The organism is Hydrogenophaga sp. UC242_50, from assembly GCF_042697355.1.
Classification (GTDB): Bacteria; Pseudomonadota; Gammaproteobacteria; order Burkholderiales; family Burkholderiaceae_C; genus Hydrogenophaga.
Genome location: NZ_CP170553.1, coordinates 3,735,849 through 3,753,166, shown reverse-complemented (window position 1 = coordinate 3,753,166; position 17,318 = coordinate 3,735,849). Strand labels below are relative to the sequence as shown.

Below are 17,318 nucleotides of genomic sequence, written 5' to 3'. Positions count from 1 at the left end.
ATGGACACCCTGGTGCGCCCCGCCGCGTCGTGTGAACCGATTCCGCTGTCGGCGGCGCGAACGCGCCGCACCCGCCAGGGGGTGGTGGCCTGGGGTGACCACCGCGTCACGGTGGGCGGCGATGCGCCGGTGCGCGTGCAGTCCATGACCAACACCGACACCGCCGATGCCGTGGGCACGGCGATCCAGGTCAAGGAACTGGCGCTGGCCGGCTCCGAGCTGGTGCGCATCACGGTCAACAACGACGAGGCCGCCAAGGCCGTGCCCTACATCCGCGAGCAGCTCGACCGCATGGGCGTGAACGTGCCGCTGATCGGGGACTTCCACTACAACGGCCACCGCCTGCTCACCGACCACCCGGCCTGTGCCGAGGCACTGTCCAAGTACCGCATCAACCCCGGCAACGTGGGCCGAGGCGACAAGGGCGACCGCCAGTTCGCGCAGATGGTGGAAATCGCGGCGCGCCACGACAAGGCCATCCGCATCGGTGTGAACTGGGGCAGCCTGGACCAGGACCTGCTCGCGCGCCTGATGGACGAAAACGCGAACCGCAGCGTGCCCTGGGAAGCGCGGCAGGTGATGTACGAGGCGCTGATCACCTCGGCGCTCGAATCCGCCCGCAAGGCCGAAGAGATCGGCCTGAATGGCAACAACATCGTGCTGTCCTGCAAGGTCAGTGGCGTGCAGGACCTCATTGCGGTCTACCAGGCCTTGGCGCAGCGCTGCGACTACGCGCTGCACCTGGGCCTGACCGAGGCTGGCATGGGCACCAAGGGCGCCGTGGCCTCGGCGGCGGCGCTGTCGGTGCTGCTGCAGCAAGGCATTGGCGACACGATCCGCGTCTCGCTCACGCCGCAGCCCGGCGAAGCGCGCACGCAGGAGGTGGTGATCGCGCTGGAGATCCTGCAGGCCCTGGGCATGCGCGCTTTCGTGCCGTCGGTCACCGCCTGCCCGGGCTGTGGCCGCACCACCAGCACCACCTTTCAGGAACTGGCGAAGCAGATCGACGACTACCTGCGCAGCTCCATGCCACTGTGGCGCGCGCGCTATCCCGGGGTGGAGAACCTCAAGGTGGCCGTGATGGGCTGCATCGTCAATGGCCCGGGTGAAAGCAAGCACGCCGACATCGGCATCAGCCTGCCCGGCACCGGCGAGGCGCCCGCTGCCCCGATCTTCATCGACGGGCAGAAGGCCATGACCCTGCGGGGCGAGGGCATCGCGCGCGAGTTCCAGCAGGTCGTTGAAAACTACATCGAGAAGAAATTCGGCGCAACGTCCTGAGCATCGGGACCACCCGATGCCTCTGGCGCATGGCTGAACGAGAGATTGCATGGCAGACAAACTGAGCGCCGTCAAAGGCATGAACGACATCGCGCCTCCCGCGTCCGCGCACTGGGAGTGGCTCGAAGACACCCTTCGCACGCTGATGCGCCGCTACGGCTATCGCAACCTGCGCACGCCCATCGTCGAGCCCACGGCGCTGTTCGTGCGGGGGCTGGGCGAAGTGACCGACATCGTCGAGAAGGAGATGTACTCCTTCGAAGACCGGCTCAACGGCGAGCAGCTCACGCTGCGGCCCGAGAACACCGCCGGTGTGGTGCGCGCCGCGCTGGAGCATTCGCTGCTGTACGACGGTGGCAAACGCCTGTACTACATGGGCCCGATGTTCCGGCACGAGCGGCCGCAGCGAGGGCGCTACCGGCAGTTCCATCAGTTCGGTGCCGAGGCTCTGGGCTTCGCGGGCCCGGACGTGGATGCCGAGCTCATCGTGCTGGCCTGCGACCTCTGGGCCGAACTCGGCCTCACGGGCATCGAGCTCGAGATCAACAGCCTGGGCCAGCCGCCCGAGCGCCTGGCCCATCGCCAGGCCCTGATTGCCTACCTGGAGGCGCACGCCGACCAGCTCGACGAAGAAGCCAAGCGCCGCCTGCACAGCAACCCCTTGCGCATCCTGGACACCAAGAACCCGGCCATGCAGGACCTGGTCAACGCCGCGCCGCGCCTCATGGACCACCTGGGTGCCGAGTCGCTCGACCACTTCAACCACCTGCGCGGCCTGCTCGATGCGCACGGCATCACCTACCGCATCAACCCGCGCCTGGTGCGCGGCATGGACTACTACAACCTTTCGGTGTTCGAGTTCGTCACCACCCAACTGGGCTCGCAGGGCACGGTGTGCGCGGGCGGCCGGTACGACGGCCTGTTCGAACAGATCGGTGGCAAGGCCGCCCCGGCGGTCGGCTGGGCCATGGGCATGGAACGCATCCTGGAATTGCTGAAAGAGCAGGGCCGCCTGCCCGAGCAGCCCGCGCCCGATGCCTACGCGATCGTGCCGGACGCGGCCCGCGTGCCCCAGGTGATGCCGGTGCTGCGGGCGCTGCGCCTGCAGGGCGTGAACGTGCAGATGCATGCCGCCGGTGCCGATGGCATGGGCAGCATGAAGTCGCAGTTCAAGAAGGCCGATGCCAGCGGCGCGCGCTTTGCGCTCATCTTTGGCGAACAGGAAATGCAGCAAGGCACGGTGGCGCTCAAGTCCCTGCGCGGCCCCCGCACCGACGCGCCCGCGGAAGCCGCGCAAAGCCTGCTGGCCCTCGACGCCGTCGCCGATTGGGCAGGCCGCCTGCGCGGCGACTGACGTTCGCGCATCCGCACGGGGTGGCCTGGGGCCACCCGCCTACAATCCCCCGTTGCGCAACCGGCGCACGAAATCCAGACCCGCATCCACCATCGCCAAACACCTCGACCTCGAAGAACAGGAACAGATCGATCAGATCAAGCACTTCTGGGCCCAGTACGGCAACCTCATCAGCTGGGTGTTGATCGTCGTCTTCGGTTCGTTCGCGGCCTGGAACGGCTGGAACTACTGGCAGCGCACGCAGGGCGTGAAAGCCGCCGCGCTGTACGACGAAGTCGACCGCGCGGTGCTGGCGCGCGACAACGAGCGCGTGGAGCGCGCCCTGGCCGACATGCAGGCGCAGTTTGGCGGCACCACCTTCGCCAGCCAGGCGGCGCTGCTGGCGGGCAAAACCCTGTTCGAAGCCGGTCAGGTCGACAAGGCCCGTGCCGCACTGACCTGGGTGGTCGAGAAATCCGGCGACGCTTCCTACCAGGCCGTGGCGCGCTTGCGCCTGGCCGCGCTGGACGTGGAAGGCAAGGCCTTCGACCAGGCCCTCAAGACGCTGGAAGCGTCCGTGCCCAAGTCTTTCGAACCCCTGGTGGCCGACCGCCGTGGCGATGTCTTCATGGCCCAGGGCAAGGCCGATGAAGCCAAGGCGCAATATCAGAGCGCCTGGCAGGCCCTGGGCGCGCGCACCGAGTACCGCCGGCTGGTCGAGGTGAAGCTCGCCGCCCTGGGCGTGGACACCGCCAGCCTGTCTTCCACCGCACGTTGAAATCCATGGTCACCTGCACACCCCGTTCATCCACGGCGCCCTGGCGCCGGGCCTTGCCCGTCATCGGGCTGGTCGCCGTCGCCTTGCTGTCGGCCTGTGGCTCGAGTTCGAAGAAGCCGCAGCCGGCCGAGTTGCCCGCTGTGGCCGCCCTGATGGGCACCCAGCTCGTGTGGTCGGCCCAGGTCGGCGAAGGCCATGCCTCGCTGGCGCCGCTCGTGGCGGGCGGACGCGTTTTCGTTGCCGGCGGTGCGGGCAACGTGGCCGCATTGGATGCCGCCACCGGCAAGGATGTCTGGCGCCTGAACCTGGGCACGCCGATCGCCGCCGGGGTGGGTGCCGATGGCCAGACCGCTGCCGTCGTGACCCGCAACAACCAGTTGGTGGCGCATCGCCGATGGGGCCGAGCGCTGGCGCGTGCGCCTGCCCGCGCGCTCGTTCACCGCCCCCCTTGTGGCGGGCGAGCGGGTGTTCGTTCTCACGGCCGATCGCGTGGTCACGGCTTTCGATGGCAAGACTGGCGCCCGGCTGTGGAGCCAGAGCCGTCCCGCAGAGCCGCTGGTGCTGAGCCAGACAGGCGCGCTGCTGGCGGTGGGCGATACCCTGGTGGTGGGCCTGGCGGGACGCCTCACGGGTCTCAACCCCGACAACGGATCCGTGCGCTGGGAGGCACCGGTGCGCAGCATCCCGGGGCACCAACGAAGTCGAGCGCCTGGTCGACATCGTGGGGCCGGTCAGCCGCATCCGCAACAGCGTCTGCGCGCGGGCCTATTCGGCCGCCGTGGGCTGCGTGGACGCGAGCCGAGGCGCCGTGGTGTGGACGCGCGCCGCGCAAGGCACGACCGGCGTGCACGGCGACGACCGCCTGGTCTTCGGCAGCGAGAGCGATGGCCGCTTCCAGGCCTGGCAGCGCGCCACCGGCGAGCCCGCCTGGAGCATCGACCGCCTGAAATACCGTGGCCTGACCGCACCGCTGGCCCTGGGCCGTGTGGTGGCGGTGGCCGACAGCCGTGGCCTCGTGCACCTGATCTCCCGCGAAGACGGCAGCGAAATGACTCGCCTGACCACCGACGGCTCGCCCATCCTGGCCCCGCCGGTGCTCGCTGGCGATGCGTTGGTGGTGCAGACACGCAACGGCGGCGTGTTCGCCTGGCGTCCCCAGTAATGCCCGCCACGAACACCGTGTTCGTGACCGCCTGAACGAAAGCTCTTTCCGTGAAACCCGTCATCGCCCTGGTGGGCCGGCCCAATGTGGGCAAGTCCACCCTGTTCAACCGCTTGACGAGTTCACGCGACGCCATCGTGGCCGACTTTGCCGGCCTCACCCGGGACCGCCACTACGGCAACGGCCGTCAGGGCCGGCGCGAGTACATCGTCATCGATACCGGCGGCTTCGAACCCGAGGCCAGCGAAGGCATCTACAAAGAGATGGCCAAGCAGACGCGGCAAGCTGTGGCCGAGTCCGATGTGGTGATCTTCGTGGTCGATGCCCGCGCTGGCATCAGCGCCCAGGACCACGAGATCGCAGGCTACCTGCGCCGCCTGGGCAAGCCCACGCTGCTGGTGGCAGACAAGGCCGAAGGCATGACGCAAGGCCTGCAACTGGTCGAGTTCTACGAACTCGGGTTGGGTGAGGTGATGGCGGTGTCCGGTGCGCACGGGCAGGGCGTTCGCTCCATGCTCGACGGCGCCCTGGGGCTCATCCCCGGCCTGCCGCCGGAGGACGAGGAGGATCCCGAGGTCGAGACCGGGGTGATCCGCCTGGCCGTGGCGGGCCGTCCCAATGTGGGCAAGTCCACCCTCATCAACGCCTGGCTGGGCGAGGAACGCCTGGTGGCCTTCGATCTGCCGGGCACCACGCGCGATGCCATTTCCGTGCCGTTCGAGCGCTCGGGCCAGAAGTTCGAGCTGATCGACACCGCCGGGATCCGCCGCAAGGGCCGCGTGTTCGAGGCGATCGAGAAGTTCTCGGTGGTCAAGACCCTTCAGGCGATCGAAAACGCCCACGTGGTTCTGCTGCTGCTGGACGCCACGCAGGGCGTGACCGACCAGGATGCCCACATCGCCGGCTACATCCTGGAGAGCGGCCGCGCCGTGGTGCTCGCGATCAATAAGTGGGACGCGGTGGACGCCTACCAGCGCGACCAGATCGAGCGCCAGGTTGAAACCCGGCTTGCTTTCCTGAAGTTCGCCTCGCTGCACCTGATTTCCGCCCAGAAGCGCCAGGGCCTGGGCCCGGTCTGGAAGTCCATCACCCAGGCCCACGCTTCCGCCATGCGGAAAATGTCAACCCCGGTGCTGACCCGCCTGCTGATGGAGGCGGTGGCCTTCCAGGCGCCGACCCGCAGCGGCATGTTCCGGCCCAAGATGCGTTACGCCCACCAAGGCGGCATGAACCCCCCGGTGATCGTGATCCACGGCAACTCCCTGGAAAACGTGCCGGACGCGTACAAGCGCTTCCTCGAAGGGCGCTTCCGCAAGGCCTTCGATCTGGTCGGCACCCCCCTGCGAATCGAGTTCAAGACCTCGGCCAATCCCTTCAAGGAGTAGGAATTTCGACTCAACCTCGGCCCGGCCGCACGGCTGTGGTATGGTCCATTCCTCATTAACTTTCATTGAACACGGAGCATATCGTGAGCAATAACAAAGGCCAGCTCTTGCAAGACCCTTTCCTGAACCAGCTTCGCCGGGAGCATGTGCCCGTGTCGATCTATCTGGTCAACGGCATCAAATTGCAGGGTCAGATCGAGTCGTTCGACCAATACGTCGTGTTGCTGCGCAACACGGTCACGCAGATGGTCTACAAACACGCCATTTCCACCATCGTGCCGGGTCGTCCGGTGCAGTTCTCGGCCGTCGGCACGGACGAGCCGGCAGCGTCCTGATTCAGCGCCTGAATCGCATCCGGCCCGTGCAGCCGACCTGCCGGGCCCGCAACGCCGTGCGCGTTGTCGCTCTACCGACTTGAATTCACCCGCTTCCACCCCATCCTCCACGCCCTCCGTCATCCTGGTTGGCGTGGACTTTGGTGTGCCTCATTTCGACGCTGGACTCGAGGAGCTGGGCCTGCTGGCCCAGACCGCGGGGTACACCGTGGCCGAGCGCGTCAGCTGCAAGCGCCGCGCACCCGATCCTGCCTTGTTCGTGGGCTCGGGCAAGGCCGACGAGATCAAGATGCTGGCGCAGTCCACCGGTGCTTCCGAGGTGCTGTTCGACCAGTCGCTCAGCCCGGCGCAGCAGCGCAACCTGGAGCGCCACCTGGGTCTGCCGGTCAATGACCGCACCCTGTTGATTCTGGAAATCTTTGCCCAGCGGGCGCGCAGCCACGAAGGCAAGCTGCAGGTCGAACTGGCTCGACTGCAGTACCTGTCGACGCGCCTGGTGCGGCGCTGGTCGCACCTGGAGCGGCAAAGCGGGGGCATCGGTATGCGCGGTGGCCCGGGTGAAACGCAGATCGAACTGGACCGGCGCATGATCGGCGAGGCCATCAAGCGCACCAAGGAGCGGCTCGAAAAGGTGAAGAAGCAGCGCTCCACCCAGCGCCGCCAACGCGAGCGCCGCGACACCTTCTCGATCTCGCTCGTGGGCTACACCAACGCCGGCAAGTCCTCGCTGTTCAACGGTCTGGTCAAGGCGCGCGCCTACGCGGCCGACCAGCTCTTCGCCACGCTGGACACCACCACGCGCCAGCTCTACCTCGGCGAAGCAGGGCGCTCGGTCTCGCTCTCGGACACCGTGGGTTTCATCCGCGACCTGCCGCACGGCCTGGTCGACGCCTTTGCCGCCACGCTGCAGGAGGCCGCCGACGCCGACCTGCTGCTGCACGTCGTCGATGCCTCCAACCCGTCCCACCCTGAGCAGATCGCCTCGGTGCTCGGCGTGCTCAAGGACATCGGCGCCGATCAGGTGCCGCAGATCCTGCTGTTCAACAAGCTCGATGCGATGGACCCAGCCACGGTGCCGAATGTTTTGAGCGATGCGATGGAACTGGAAGGCCAGTCGGTCCCTCGAATCTTCGTCAGTGCGCGCACCGGCGTGGGCCTGCCCGAGTTGCGGGCCTTGTTGGCGGCACACGTGATCGCGCAAAAGCCGGGGTCTGACCCCATGCTTCCCGGGGCGCTCCCGGAAATCGGCGAACCCGTGTCCTGATTGGGCACAATGTGATGGTTTTGAATCGACAAAAGAGTTGGCAACCCATGGATGTGAATCTGCAAACCCCTGCCCGCGGCGCTGATCGAGCGACCCGCCCTGTCCGCCGCCGTGGTTGGCAAGGGCTGTGGGGCATGTTCAATCTGAACGACCCCCGTTGGGGCCGGGGTGACGACGAGCCCCGCAACGACGGTGGGCAGGACCCGGGCCGCGACGAGGATCGCAACCCGCAGCGCCAACCCCCGCGCGGCCAAGGCCCGAACCAGGGCCCGCCGGACCTGGACGAACTCTGGCGCGATTTCAACCGCAAGCTCGGTGGCTTGCTCGGCAACAAGGGTCGGGGCGGTAATCATGGTGGTGGCAATGGTTCCGGCGGCAACGGCGGCATGCAGGGCTTCAACCCGAACCCCAAGGCCACCGGCATCGGCTTCGGCCTCATCGCCGGCGTGGCCTTGCTCATCTGGATGGGCACGGGCTTCTTCATCGTGCAAGAAGGTCAGCAGGCCGTGATCACCCAGTTCGGCAAGTACCACAGCTCCGTGGGCGCCGGCTTCAACTGGCGCCTCCCGTACCCGATCCAGCGCCACGAAACCGTGTTCGTCACGCAGATCCGCTCGGTGGACGTGGGTCGCGACAACGTCGTGCCCGCCACCGGCCTGCGCGAATCGGCCATGCTCACCGAAGACGAGAACATCGTGGAGATCAAGTTCGCGGTGCAGTACCGCCTGAACGACGCCCGCGCCTTCCTGTTCGAGAGCCGGGACCCTGACGCCGCCGTCGTGAAGGTCGCGGAAACCGCGGTGCGTGAGGTGGTCGGCAAGATGAAGATGGATGCCGCGCTCGCCGAAGAGCGCGATCAGATCGCCCCGCGCGTGCGCACGCTGATGCAGAGCATTCTCGACCGCTACAAGGTCGGCATCGAGGTCGTGGGCATCAACCTGCAGCAGGGCGGGGTGCGCCCGCCCGAGCAGGTGCAGGCATCGTTCGACGACGTGCTCAAGGCCGGCCAGGAGCGCGAACGCGCCAAGAACGAGGCCCAGGCCTACGCGAACGACGTGGTGCCGCGTGCCCGTGGTGCGGCCTCGCGCCTGACCGAAGAGGCCGAAGGCTACCGCGCCCGCATCGTGGCGCAGGCCGAGGGTGATTCGCAGCGCTTCCGCGCGGTGTTGACCGAGTACCAGAAGGCGCCGCAGGTGACCCGCGAACGCATGTACACCGACGCCATGCAGGAGATCTACAGCAACGTGACCAAGGTGCTGGTGGATTCCAAGTCGGGCTCCAACCTGCTGTACCTGCCGCTGGACAAGATCATGCAGATGACGGGACAGCCCGCGTCCACGCCCAGCAGCAGCACCCAGCCCAGCGCGCCCACGCAGAGCACGATCCCGGTGCCCACCAGCCGCAGCACGGACAACGCCGCGCGTTCGCGCGAGCGCGAGAGCCGCTGAACAGCGCCAGCGACCAGAGAAACAACATGAACAAACTCGGTTTCATCATCACATCCTTCATCGTGGTTCTGGCGATCGCCAGTTCCATGCTGTTCGTGGTGGACCAGCGCCAGTTCGGCGTGGTCTTCCAGCTGGGTCAGATCAAGCAGGTCGTCACCGAACCTGGCCTGAACTTCAAGCTGCCGCCGCCGTTCCAGAACGTGTCCTACATCGACAAGCGCCTGCTCACCCTGGAGAGCACCGACACCGAGCCGACGCTCACCGCCGAGAAGCAGCGTGTGGTGATCGACTGGTATGTGCGTTGGCGCATCAGCGAGCCGCAGGAGTACATCCGCAACGTCGGCGTGAACGAGCGCGCCGGCGCGCTGCAGCTCAACCGCGTGGTGCGCAACTCCTTCCAGCAGGAAGTCAACAAGCGCACGGTGAACGAACTGCTGTCGACCCGGCGCGAGCAGCTCATGGCCGACGTCAAGCGTGAAGTGCTGGCGGCCGTGCGCGGCGCCGACAAACCCTGGGGCATGGACGTGGTCGACGTGCGCATCACGCGCGTCGATTACGCCGAGAGCATCACCGCCTCGGTCTACCAGCGCATGGAAGCTGAACGCAAGCGTGTTGCGAACGAGCTGCGCTCCACCGGCTTTGCCGAAGGCGAAAAGATCCGTGCCGATGCCGACCGCCAGCGCGAGGTGATCGTCTCCGAGGCCTACCGCGACGCGCAGGCGATCAAGGGCGCGGGCGACGCCAAGGCCGCGGCCTCGTTCTCCGATGCCTTCGGCCGCGATCCGGCATTCGCCCAGTTCTACCGCAGCCTGGAAGCGTACAAGTCGAGCTTCGCCAGCAAGTCCGATGTGCTGGTGGTCGACCCTTCGTCCGACTTCTTCAAGGGCATGCGCAGCAGCAACGTGGCGCCGGCTCGATGAGCCTAGAGCGCTGACAGGCCGGGGCACGACATGTCCGACGCGATCTGGCCAGCGCTGGCCCTGGTGCTGATCTTCGAGGGGCTGCTGCCCCTGCTGGCGCCCAAACTGTGGCGCCGCGTCTTCACCGACATGCTGAGCCTGCGCGACGGGCAGTTGCGCTTCTTCGGCCTGATCTGCCTGGGCAGCGGCGTGCTGCTCTGGTGGTCGCTGACCTGACCCCGCGCTTCTTTTCCAGCGCCTCCCCGCGCTGAGCGATACCCGCCGGAGTAGCTCCCGGGGGGCCGGTAGAATCACGTTTTTAACAGCGCCTGAAAATATCCATGTCTGCCTGGGTCCTCCCGGATCACATTGCCGATGTCCTGCCTTCCGAGGCCCGTCACATCGAAGAACTTCGCAGGGGCTTGTTGGACACGGCCCGGGGCTACGGCTACGAGCTGGTCATGCCGCCGCTGCTGGAGCACCTGGAGTCCTTGCTCACCGGCACCGGTGAAGCCCTCGGTCTGCAGACCTTCAAGCTGGTCGATCAGCTCTCCGGCCGCACCTTGGGTTTGCGCGCGGACAGCACGCCGCAGGTCGCCCGCATCGACGCCCACCTGCTCAACCGCCAGGGCGTGGCCCGCCTGAGCTACTGCGGCCCGGTGGTGCACACCCGCATCGACCGCCCGCTGGCCAGCCGTGAGCCGCTGCAGTTCGGGGCCGAGATCTACGGCCACGCCGGCCAGGAGGCCGACCTGGAGATCATCGAACTCGCGCAGGCCTGCCTGCGAAATGCTGGCGTGAAAGGCCTGCAACTGGACATGGCCGACGTGCGCGTGATCGATGCCGTGCTCGCACCGGTGTCGCTCACTGCCGCGCAGGAAGCCCGCATCCACGCCGCGCTCAACGCCAAGGACGTGGCCGAACTCGAGGTGCTCGCGCGCGACCTGCCGGCCGCCGTGCGCCGCGATCTGGTCGCGCTGCCGCGCCTGTTCGGTGGTATGGCGGTGCTCGACGAGGCGCAGCGCATCCTGCAACCATCTGCGGCCCTGCACGCCGCGCTGGACAGCCTGCGCTGGCTGGCCTCGCACGCGCAGGGCATGGACGTGTCGATCGACCTGGCCGACCTCCGCGGTTACGCCTACTACACCGGCATGCGTTTCGCGCTCTTTGCCCACACGCCGGAAGGCCGGGCAGGGCAGACGCTCGAACTGGCACGGGGCGGCCGCTACGACGAGGTGGGCGCCGTGTTCGGCCGCAACCGCCCCGCGGTGGGCTTCAGCCTGGACCTCAAGGAACTGGTGGCGGCGGTGGCGCCGCGTCCTCTGGTGGCGGCCATCCGCGCACCCTGGGGCATGGACGCCGGCCTGCGCCAGGCCATTGCCGAACTGCGCGCGCAGGGCCACACCGTGGTGTGTGCCTTGCCAGGCCACGACCACCAGGTCGATGAATTTCACTGCGACCGCGAACTGGTGCCCGATGCGGCCCGTCGCGGCGCCTGGACAGTACAAACCCTTCAAACGGAAACCAGCAAATGAAGAACAGCAGCAGCGCCGTGACCCCCGGGCGCAACGTCGTGGTGGTGGGCACCCAGTGGGGTGACGAAGGCAAGGGCAAGCTGGTCGACTGGCTGACCGAGACCGCCACGGGCGTGGTGCGCTTCCAGGGTGGGCACAACGCGGGCCACACGCTGGTCATCAACGGCGTGAAGACGGCGCTGCACCTGATCCCCAGCGGCATCATGCGCGCCGGCGTGAAGTGCTACATCGGCAACGGCGTGGTGCTTTCGGTGGGCAAGCTGTTCGAGGAAATTGCCGGCCTGGAGAAAGCCGGTGTCGAGGTGCGCTCGCGCCTGCGCGTGAGCGAAGGCTGTCCGCTGATCCTGCCGTTCCACGCCGCGATCGACATCGCGCGCGAAGCCGCCAAGGTGAAGGCCGGCACCGAGAAGATCGGCACCACCGGCCGTGGCATCGGGCCGGCCTACGAAGACAAGATCGCGCGCCGTGCGCTGCGCGTGCAGGACCTGAAGTACCCCGATCGTTTCGCAGCCAAGCTGCGCGAGTTGCTGGACCTGCACAACCACGTGCTCACCACCTACCTGCATTCCGCCGACATGGCCTGGGACGACAAGATCGCCTCGTACATGAAGGACGGCGCGATCCAGTTCGACGCGGTGTACACCGAGGCCATGCAGCAGGCCGAACTGCTCAAGCCCATGATCGCCGACGTCTCGCGCGAACTCAACGAGGCGCATCAGGCCGGTGCCAACCTGCTGTTCGAAGGCGCGCAAGGCACGCTGCTCGACATCGACCACGGCACCTATCCCTTCGTCACCTCCAGCAACTGCGTGGCCGGCAACGCCGCCGCCGGTTCGGGCGTGGGTCCGGGCCTGTTGCACTACGTGCTGGGCATCACCAAGGCGTACTGCACCCGTGTGGGCGGTGGCCCGTTCCCCACCGAACTGGAATGGGAAAAGGAAGGCACACCCGGCTGGCACATGGCCACCGTGGGGGCCGAGAAGGGCGTGACCACGGGCCGCAGCCGCCGCTGTGGCTGGTTCGATGCCGCGCTGCTCAAGCGCTCGGCCCAGGTCAATGGCCTTTCGGGGCTGTGCATCACCAAGCTCGACGTGCTGGACGGGCTCAAGGAGCTTCAGCTGTGCACCGGCTACGAGCTGGATGGCCAGGTCATCGACATCCTGCCGATGAGCGCGGAAGACATCGCGCGCTGCAAGCCCATCTACGAAACGCTGCCCGGATGGAGCGAATCGTCGGTGGGTGCCACGCGGTATGAAGACCTGCCGGTCAACGCCCAGCGCTACCTCACGCGCATCGCGCAGACCACCGGGGTGCCGATCCACATCGTCTCCACCAGCCCGGACCGCGACCACACCATCCTGGTGCACAACCCCTACCATGGGTGAAACCACCGGGGGCCGGGTGCGGCCCTTCGTGCAAAATTCCCATCGACATCCCCATCCGGAGCCCGCATGCTGACCGAAGACGGCAAACACCTCTACGTCTCCTACGACGAGTACCACAACCTGATCGAGAAGCTCGCGCTCAAGGTCTACCAGTCGGGCTGGGAGTTCGACACCATCCTGTGCCTGGCACGGGGCGGCATGCGACCGGGCGACATCCTCTCGCGCATCTTCGACAAGCCGCTGGCAATCATGTCCACCAGCTCCTACCGCGCCGCCGCCGGCACCGAGCAGGGTAACCTGGACATCGCGCGCTACATCACCACGCCCAAGGGCGAGATCGCGGGCAAGGTGCTGCTGGTGGACGACCTCGCCGACTCGGGCCACACGCTCAAGGCGGTCATCGACCTGCTCAAGAACAACTACAAGCCGATCACCGAGATGCGCAGCGCCGTGATCTGGACCAAGCAGCTCTCGACCTTCACGGCCGACTACTCGGTGGAGTTCCTGCCCACGAACCCGTGGATCCACCAGCCTTTCGAAGGCTACGACAGCCTGCGTCCCGCGCAACTCCTCGAAAAGTGGAAGCTCTGACCTGAATGCGTGACGACCTGTCCACCCGCCTGATCCACCACCCCTACAAACCCCCCGAGGGCTTCGAGGGGGTGGCCCCGGGGGTGTACAAGGCGTCCACCGTGTTCTTTCCCAACGTCGAGGCCCTGCGCACGACCGACTGGAAAGACAAGAGCGGCTACACCTACGGCCTGCACGGCACGCCGACCACCTTCACGCTGGAAGAGCGCATCGCCACCATCGAAGGTGGTCTGCATTGCGTGCTCGCGCCCAGCGGCCTGGCGGCGGTGTCGCTGGTGGACATGGCCCTGCTGCGCCAGGGCGATGAGGTGCTGATTCCCGACAACGCCTACGGACCGGGCAAGTCCTTTGCTTCGGTCGAGCTCGCGGCCTGGGGCATCACGCACCGCTATTTCGATGCCATGGACCCGGCCGATCTCGCGCGCAAGATCGGCCCGGCCACGCGCCTGGTCTGGCTGGAGGCGCCCGGTTCGGTCACGCTGGAATTTCCCGATCTGCCGGCCCTGGTGGCCCGGGTGCGCGAGGTCAACGCCCAGCGCGGCGCCGACCAGCGCCCCGTCGTCACCGCGCTCGACAACACCTGGGGCGCCGGCATCGCCTTCGCGCCGTTTGATCTGGGCGTGGACATCTCGGTGCAGGCCCTCACCAAGTACCCCAGCGGCGGTGCCGACGTGCTCATGGGCTCGGTCGTCACGCGCGATCTGGCGCTGCACCGCCAGGTCTTGCTCACGCACATGCGCCTGGGGTTGAACATTGGCGTGAACGACGCCGAATTGGTCTTGCGCGGCCTGTCCAGCATGGCGCTGCGTTACCACGCCCAGGACGCCTGCACCCGCGAACTCGCCACCTGGATGCAGGGTCAGGCAGGCGTGGTGCAGGTGCTGCACCCGGCGCTGCCGGGCTCGCCCGGCCACGCCACCTGGCAACGCGATGCGACCGCCGCGGCCTGTCTGTTCAGCGCGGTGTTCGACGCCTCCATTTCCCAGGCGCGCATCGACGCGTTCTGCGACAGCCTGCGCCTGTTCAAGCTGGGCTGGAGCTGGGCCGGCCCGATCAGCCTGTGCGCGCCTTATGACATCGGCTCCAGCCGCAGCCAGGGCTGGCCCCACGCGGGCGGTCTGGTACGCTTTGCCGTGGGCCTGGAATCCGTGCACGACCTCCGCGCCGACCTGGCGCAGGCCTTGACCGCATTGAACCCCTGACCCTCCCCCTTTTCCACCGACCTGAAAGACTGACTTCGCACTCCCAATTACGGATACGAAAAGCGCCAGCGCGAGCTCGCCAAGAAGAAAAAGAAAGAGGAAAAGCTCAAAGCCAAGGCCGCTGGTCGCCAGCACCAGGACACCGATGCGCCCGAAGAGCCGGGTGCCGGATCGCCTGACGCGCCCGGTGACGCACCGGCGGGCGGCGACAGCGCGGCCGACTGAGCCCGCTGGTTCCCACGTCGGCCGGCGCTTGGGCGCTCAGGCCGGGTGGGTGGCTGTGGCCTCGTCGGCCATCAGCGTCCGCGCCGCCTGCGCCAGGGCGTCGGGCGACCGGTCCCGCAGCACCAGCGGCCGGGCCTGCGCAAACCGCGTGAAATTGCGGGCGATCGACTGGGCGTACATCGGGTCGTAGTGGCCGGTGAGCAGTTCCAGCACCACCTCCGGTGTGTGGCCCGCACGCACCTTCCCCGTCCAGCCCGACACCACTTGCTTGCCCCGCAGTTCCGTGAGCGCCTCCAGGCGTTCGCAGAACGCCGCCGGGTCCTTCACGAAGAAGTCGTAGTCCTCCAGCAGCAGGGCCACCCGCTCCTCGTCGCCCAGGCGCAGGTCGATGCAGGGGCTGGCGCGCATGGCGTCGATCAGCGCTTCGTTCACGCGCACATTGCCCACCTTTTTGCTCTCGCTCTCGACGTACACCACCCGGCCCGGGTCGAAGCCCCGCAGGGCCGCCCAGACCAGGGAGTCGAAGCGCTTCTGGCTGGGTTGCGGCTGGCCGGGGATGTGGCCCAGCACCGAGCTGCGGTGGCTGGCCAGGGCCTCGAGGTCGAGCACCTGAGCGCCCTGGGCGGCCAGGGCATGCAGCAGGCGCGTCTTGCCGCTGCCGGTGGGGCCGCAGACCACGCGGTACGACAGGCCCTGGGCCAGGACAGGCAGCGCTTCCACCAGCGCGGCGCGCCAGGCCTTGTAGCCGCCTTCGATCAACGTCACGCGAAAGCCGATCGCGCCCAGGATGGTTGCGAGCGCGCCGCTGCGGTTGCCGCCGCGCCAGCAGTAGGCCAGCGGCTTCCAGCCCTTGGGCTTGTCGATCACCTCGCGTTCGATGTGGGCCGCGATGTTGCGCGCCGACAGCGCCGCGCCGCGCTTCTTGGCCTCGAAGGGGTTGACCTGCTTGTACATCGTGCCGATGTCGATGCGCTGCTGGTTGTTCAGCGTGGGCCAGTTCACCGCGCCGGGCACGTGGTCGAGCGCGTACTCGTCTTCGGTGCGCGCGTCGATGAGGGTGTCGAAATCGGCGAGGCGGGCCATCGCCTCGGCGGCGCTCAGGATGTGGACGGGCATGCCCGATTATCGGGCGGCGAGCAGCTTGCGCAGTTCGGGCCAGACGTTGTCGCGCATCGTGGCCTGGGCAGATTCGTTGGGGTGGATGCGGTCGGCCTGGAACAGCGCGGTGGGGTCTTTGGTGTCGGCCACGCCCTTGAGGAAGAAGGGCACGAGCGCGGTCTTTTCGGCCTTGGCGACGGTGGTGAACACCTCGCGGAATTCCTGCCCGTACTTCGCGCCGTAATTGGGCGGCATCTCCATGCCCAGCAGCAGCACCTTGGCACCGGCCTCGCGCGAGAGGCGGGCCATGGTCGCGATGTTGTCGCGCGTCATGTTCAGCGGCAGGCCGCGCAAGGCGTCGTTGCCGCCCAGTTCGATCACCACCAGGGCGGGCTGGTGCTGCTTGAGCAGGGGGGCGATGCGCGAGCGCCCGCCCGAGGTGGTGTCGCCGCTGATGCTGGCGTTGACCACACGGGCGCGAACTTTTTCCTGTTTCAGACGCTCATCCAGCAGGGCCACCCAGCCGGTACCGCGCTTGAGGCCGTATTCGGCGCTGAGCGAATCTCCCACCACGAGGATGAGCGGATCGGCGGAAGCGGTGGCCTGAGCATGGGTGAAGCCAGAAGACCCCGCGGCGGCCAGGGCGCACAGCGCGCTGGCCAGCACGTTAAAGTGACGGCGTTTCAACTTGAGAAGTCCTTCCATGTCCGATGTGATGATTGCGGTCCAGCATGTGTTCAAGTCCGTGACCGACTCCACCGGCTCCCTGACGATTCTGCGCGATATCGATTTCACCCTGAACAAAGGGGAAACCGCCGCCATCGTGGGCGCGTCCGGGTCGGGCAAGAGCACGCTGCTGTCGATCGTTGCGGGTTTGGACACGCCCAGCAGCGGCACAGTTCACATCGACGGCGTCGATTTGTTCGCCCTGGACGAAGACCAGCGTGCCGCGCTGCGCGCGCAGAAGGTCGGTTTCGTGTTCCAGAGCTTCCAGCTGCTGGGCAACCTCACCGCGCTGGAGAACGTGATGCTGCCGCTGGAACTGGCCGGCCAGCGCGATGCGCGTGCCACCGCCACCCAGATGCTGCAGCGGGTGGGCCTGGGCGAGCGCCTGTCGAGCTACCCCAAGGTGCTCTCGGGCGGTGAACAGCAGCGCGTGGCCCTGGCGCGCGCCTTCGTGGTGCAGCCCTCGGTGCTGCTGGCCGACGAGCCCACCGGCAGCCTGGATTTCGCCACCGGCGCCCGGATCATGGAACTCATGTTCGAGCTCAACCGCGAGCAGGGCACCACGCTGGTGCTCGTGACGCACGACCGCGCCATCGCCCAGCGCTGCGAGCGTCGCATCACCATCGAAGCCGGCCAGGTGGCCGCCGAGGCCGAAGCGGCCTGAGGCGCCT

The 17,318-nt window shown here is 67.4% G+C and carries 17 protein-coding genes and 2 pseudogenes; 17 read left to right on the top strand and 2 right to left on the bottom strand.

The window, feature by feature from the left end:
• From ispG to ACFJGX_RS18995, 16 genes and pseudogenes are all read left to right on the top strand, one after another.
• Positions 1–1,281 (top strand): flavodoxin-dependent (E)-4-hydroxy-3-methylbut-2-enyl-diphosphate synthase, encoded by a 1,281-nt coding sequence (ispG, locus tag ACFJGX_RS19070; RefSeq protein ID WP_382163996.1) that lies wholly within the window; start codon positions 1–3, stop codon positions 1,279–1,281.
• Positions 1,282–1,330: 49 nt separating this feature from the next.
• A complete protein-coding gene (gene hisS, locus ACFJGX_RS19065) occupies positions 1,331–2,635 on the top strand; it encodes a histidine--tRNA ligase (RefSeq protein ID WP_382324435.1) in 1,305 nt (434 codons plus the stop codon).
• 91 nt (positions 2,636–2,726) lie between these two features.
• Positions 2,727–3,392, top strand: a complete 666-nt coding sequence (locus ACFJGX_RS19060) for a tetratricopeptide repeat protein (protein WP_291113297.1) — start codon at positions 2,727–2,729, stop codon at positions 3,390–3,392.
• A gap of 5 nt (positions 3,393–3,397) precedes the next feature.
• Positions 3,398–4,013 (top strand): annotated as a pseudogene (locus tag ACFJGX_RS19055) (PQQ-binding-like beta-propeller repeat protein); the annotation flags it as partial.
• Positions 4,014–4,113: 100 nt separating this feature from the next.
• On the top strand, positions 4,114–4,554 hold the full coding sequence (locus ACFJGX_RS19050; protein WP_382326795.1) for a PQQ-binding-like beta-propeller repeat protein: 441 nt from the start codon (positions 4,114–4,116) through the stop codon (positions 4,552–4,554).
• Positions 4,555–4,604: 50 nt separating this feature from the next.
• Entirely contained in the window at positions 4,605–5,939 is a 1,335-nt protein-coding gene (gene der / locus ACFJGX_RS19045; protein ID WP_382326793.1) for a ribosome biogenesis GTPase Der, read from the top strand.
• Between the two features lie 65 nt (positions 5,940–6,004).
• Complete coding sequence (gene hfq, locus ACFJGX_RS19040) at positions 6,005–6,274, top strand: RNA chaperone Hfq (RefSeq protein WP_084360358.1); 270 nt, start codon at positions 6,005–6,007, stop codon at positions 6,272–6,274.
• A gap of 79 nt (positions 6,275–6,353) precedes the next feature.
• Positions 6,354–7,538, top strand: a complete 1,185-nt coding sequence (gene hflX / locus ACFJGX_RS19035; protein ID WP_382158417.1) for a GTPase HflX — start codon at positions 6,354–6,356, stop codon at positions 7,536–7,538.
• Positions 7,539–7,672: 134 nt separating this feature from the next.
• The gene (gene hflK / locus ACFJGX_RS19030) at positions 7,673–8,986 is read left to right on the top strand and encodes an FtsH protease activity modulator HflK (protein ID WP_382324439.1); all 1,314 of its coding nucleotides are present in this window, start codon (positions 7,673–7,675) and stop codon (positions 8,984–8,986) included.
• Between the two features lie 26 nt (positions 8,987–9,012).
• Positions 9,013–9,906 carry a protease modulator HflC gene (gene hflC, locus ACFJGX_RS19025; protein ID WP_291113308.1) on the top strand — a complete coding sequence of 298 codons (894 nt, stop codon included), beginning with the start codon at positions 9,013–9,015 and terminating at the stop codon, positions 9,904–9,906.
• A 30-nt stretch (positions 9,907–9,936) separates the two neighbouring features.
• Complete coding sequence (locus tag ACFJGX_RS19020) at positions 9,937–10,122, top strand: DUF2065 domain-containing protein (protein ID WP_382158413.1); 186 nt, start codon at positions 9,937–9,939, stop codon at positions 10,120–10,122.
• Between the two features lie 104 nt (positions 10,123–10,226).
• Positions 10,227–11,420, top strand: coding sequence for an ATP phosphoribosyltransferase regulatory subunit (locus tag ACFJGX_RS19015; protein WP_382324441.1), 1,194 nt, complete (start codon positions 10,227–10,229; stop codon positions 11,418–11,420).
• Positions 11,417–12,805: an adenylosuccinate synthase gene (locus ACFJGX_RS19010; RefSeq protein WP_382158409.1), complete on the top strand. Its 1,389-nt coding sequence runs from the start codon at positions 11,417–11,419 to the stop codon at positions 12,803–12,805. The genes ACFJGX_RS19015 and ACFJGX_RS19010 overlap by 4 nt, the downstream gene beginning before the upstream one ends.
• A gap of 66 nt (positions 12,806–12,871) precedes the next feature.
• Entirely contained in the window at positions 12,872–13,396 is a 525-nt protein-coding gene (locus ACFJGX_RS19005; protein ID WP_291113316.1) for a phosphoribosyltransferase, read from the top strand.
• 5 nt (positions 13,397–13,401) lie between these two features.
• Positions 13,402–14,598, top strand: coding sequence for a PLP-dependent transferase (locus tag ACFJGX_RS19000; RefSeq protein ID WP_382324443.1), 1,197 nt, complete (start codon positions 13,402–13,404; stop codon positions 14,596–14,598).
• 33 nt (positions 14,599–14,631) lie between these two features.
• Positions 14,632–14,823: pseudogene (locus tag ACFJGX_RS18995) on the top strand (hypothetical protein); the annotation flags it as partial.
• A 36-nt stretch (positions 14,824–14,859) separates the two neighbouring features.
• On the opposite strand, the gene mnmH reads toward ACFJGX_RS18995, so the two are convergent.
• Together mnmH and ACFJGX_RS18985 are read right to left on the bottom strand one after the other, a co-directional pair.
• Positions 14,860–15,939: a tRNA 2-selenouridine(34) synthase MnmH gene (gene mnmH / locus ACFJGX_RS18990; RefSeq protein ID WP_382324444.1), complete on the bottom strand. Its 1,080-nt coding sequence runs from the start codon at positions 15,937–15,939 to the stop codon at positions 14,860–14,862.
• A 6-nt stretch (positions 15,940–15,945) separates the two neighbouring features.
• Positions 15,946–16,626, bottom strand: coding sequence for an arylesterase (locus tag ACFJGX_RS18985; RefSeq protein ID WP_382324445.1), 681 nt, complete (start codon positions 16,624–16,626; stop codon positions 15,946–15,948).
• On the opposite strand from ACFJGX_RS18985, the gene ACFJGX_RS18980 reads away from it, so the two are divergent.
• On the top strand, positions 16,625–17,311 hold the full coding sequence (locus ACFJGX_RS18980) for an ABC transporter ATP-binding protein (RefSeq protein ID WP_291113326.1): 687 nt from the start codon (positions 16,625–16,627) through the stop codon (positions 17,309–17,311). The two genes, ACFJGX_RS18985 and ACFJGX_RS18980, sit on opposite strands and share 2 nt — an antisense overlap.
• Positions 17,312–17,318 lie beyond the last annotated feature (7 nt).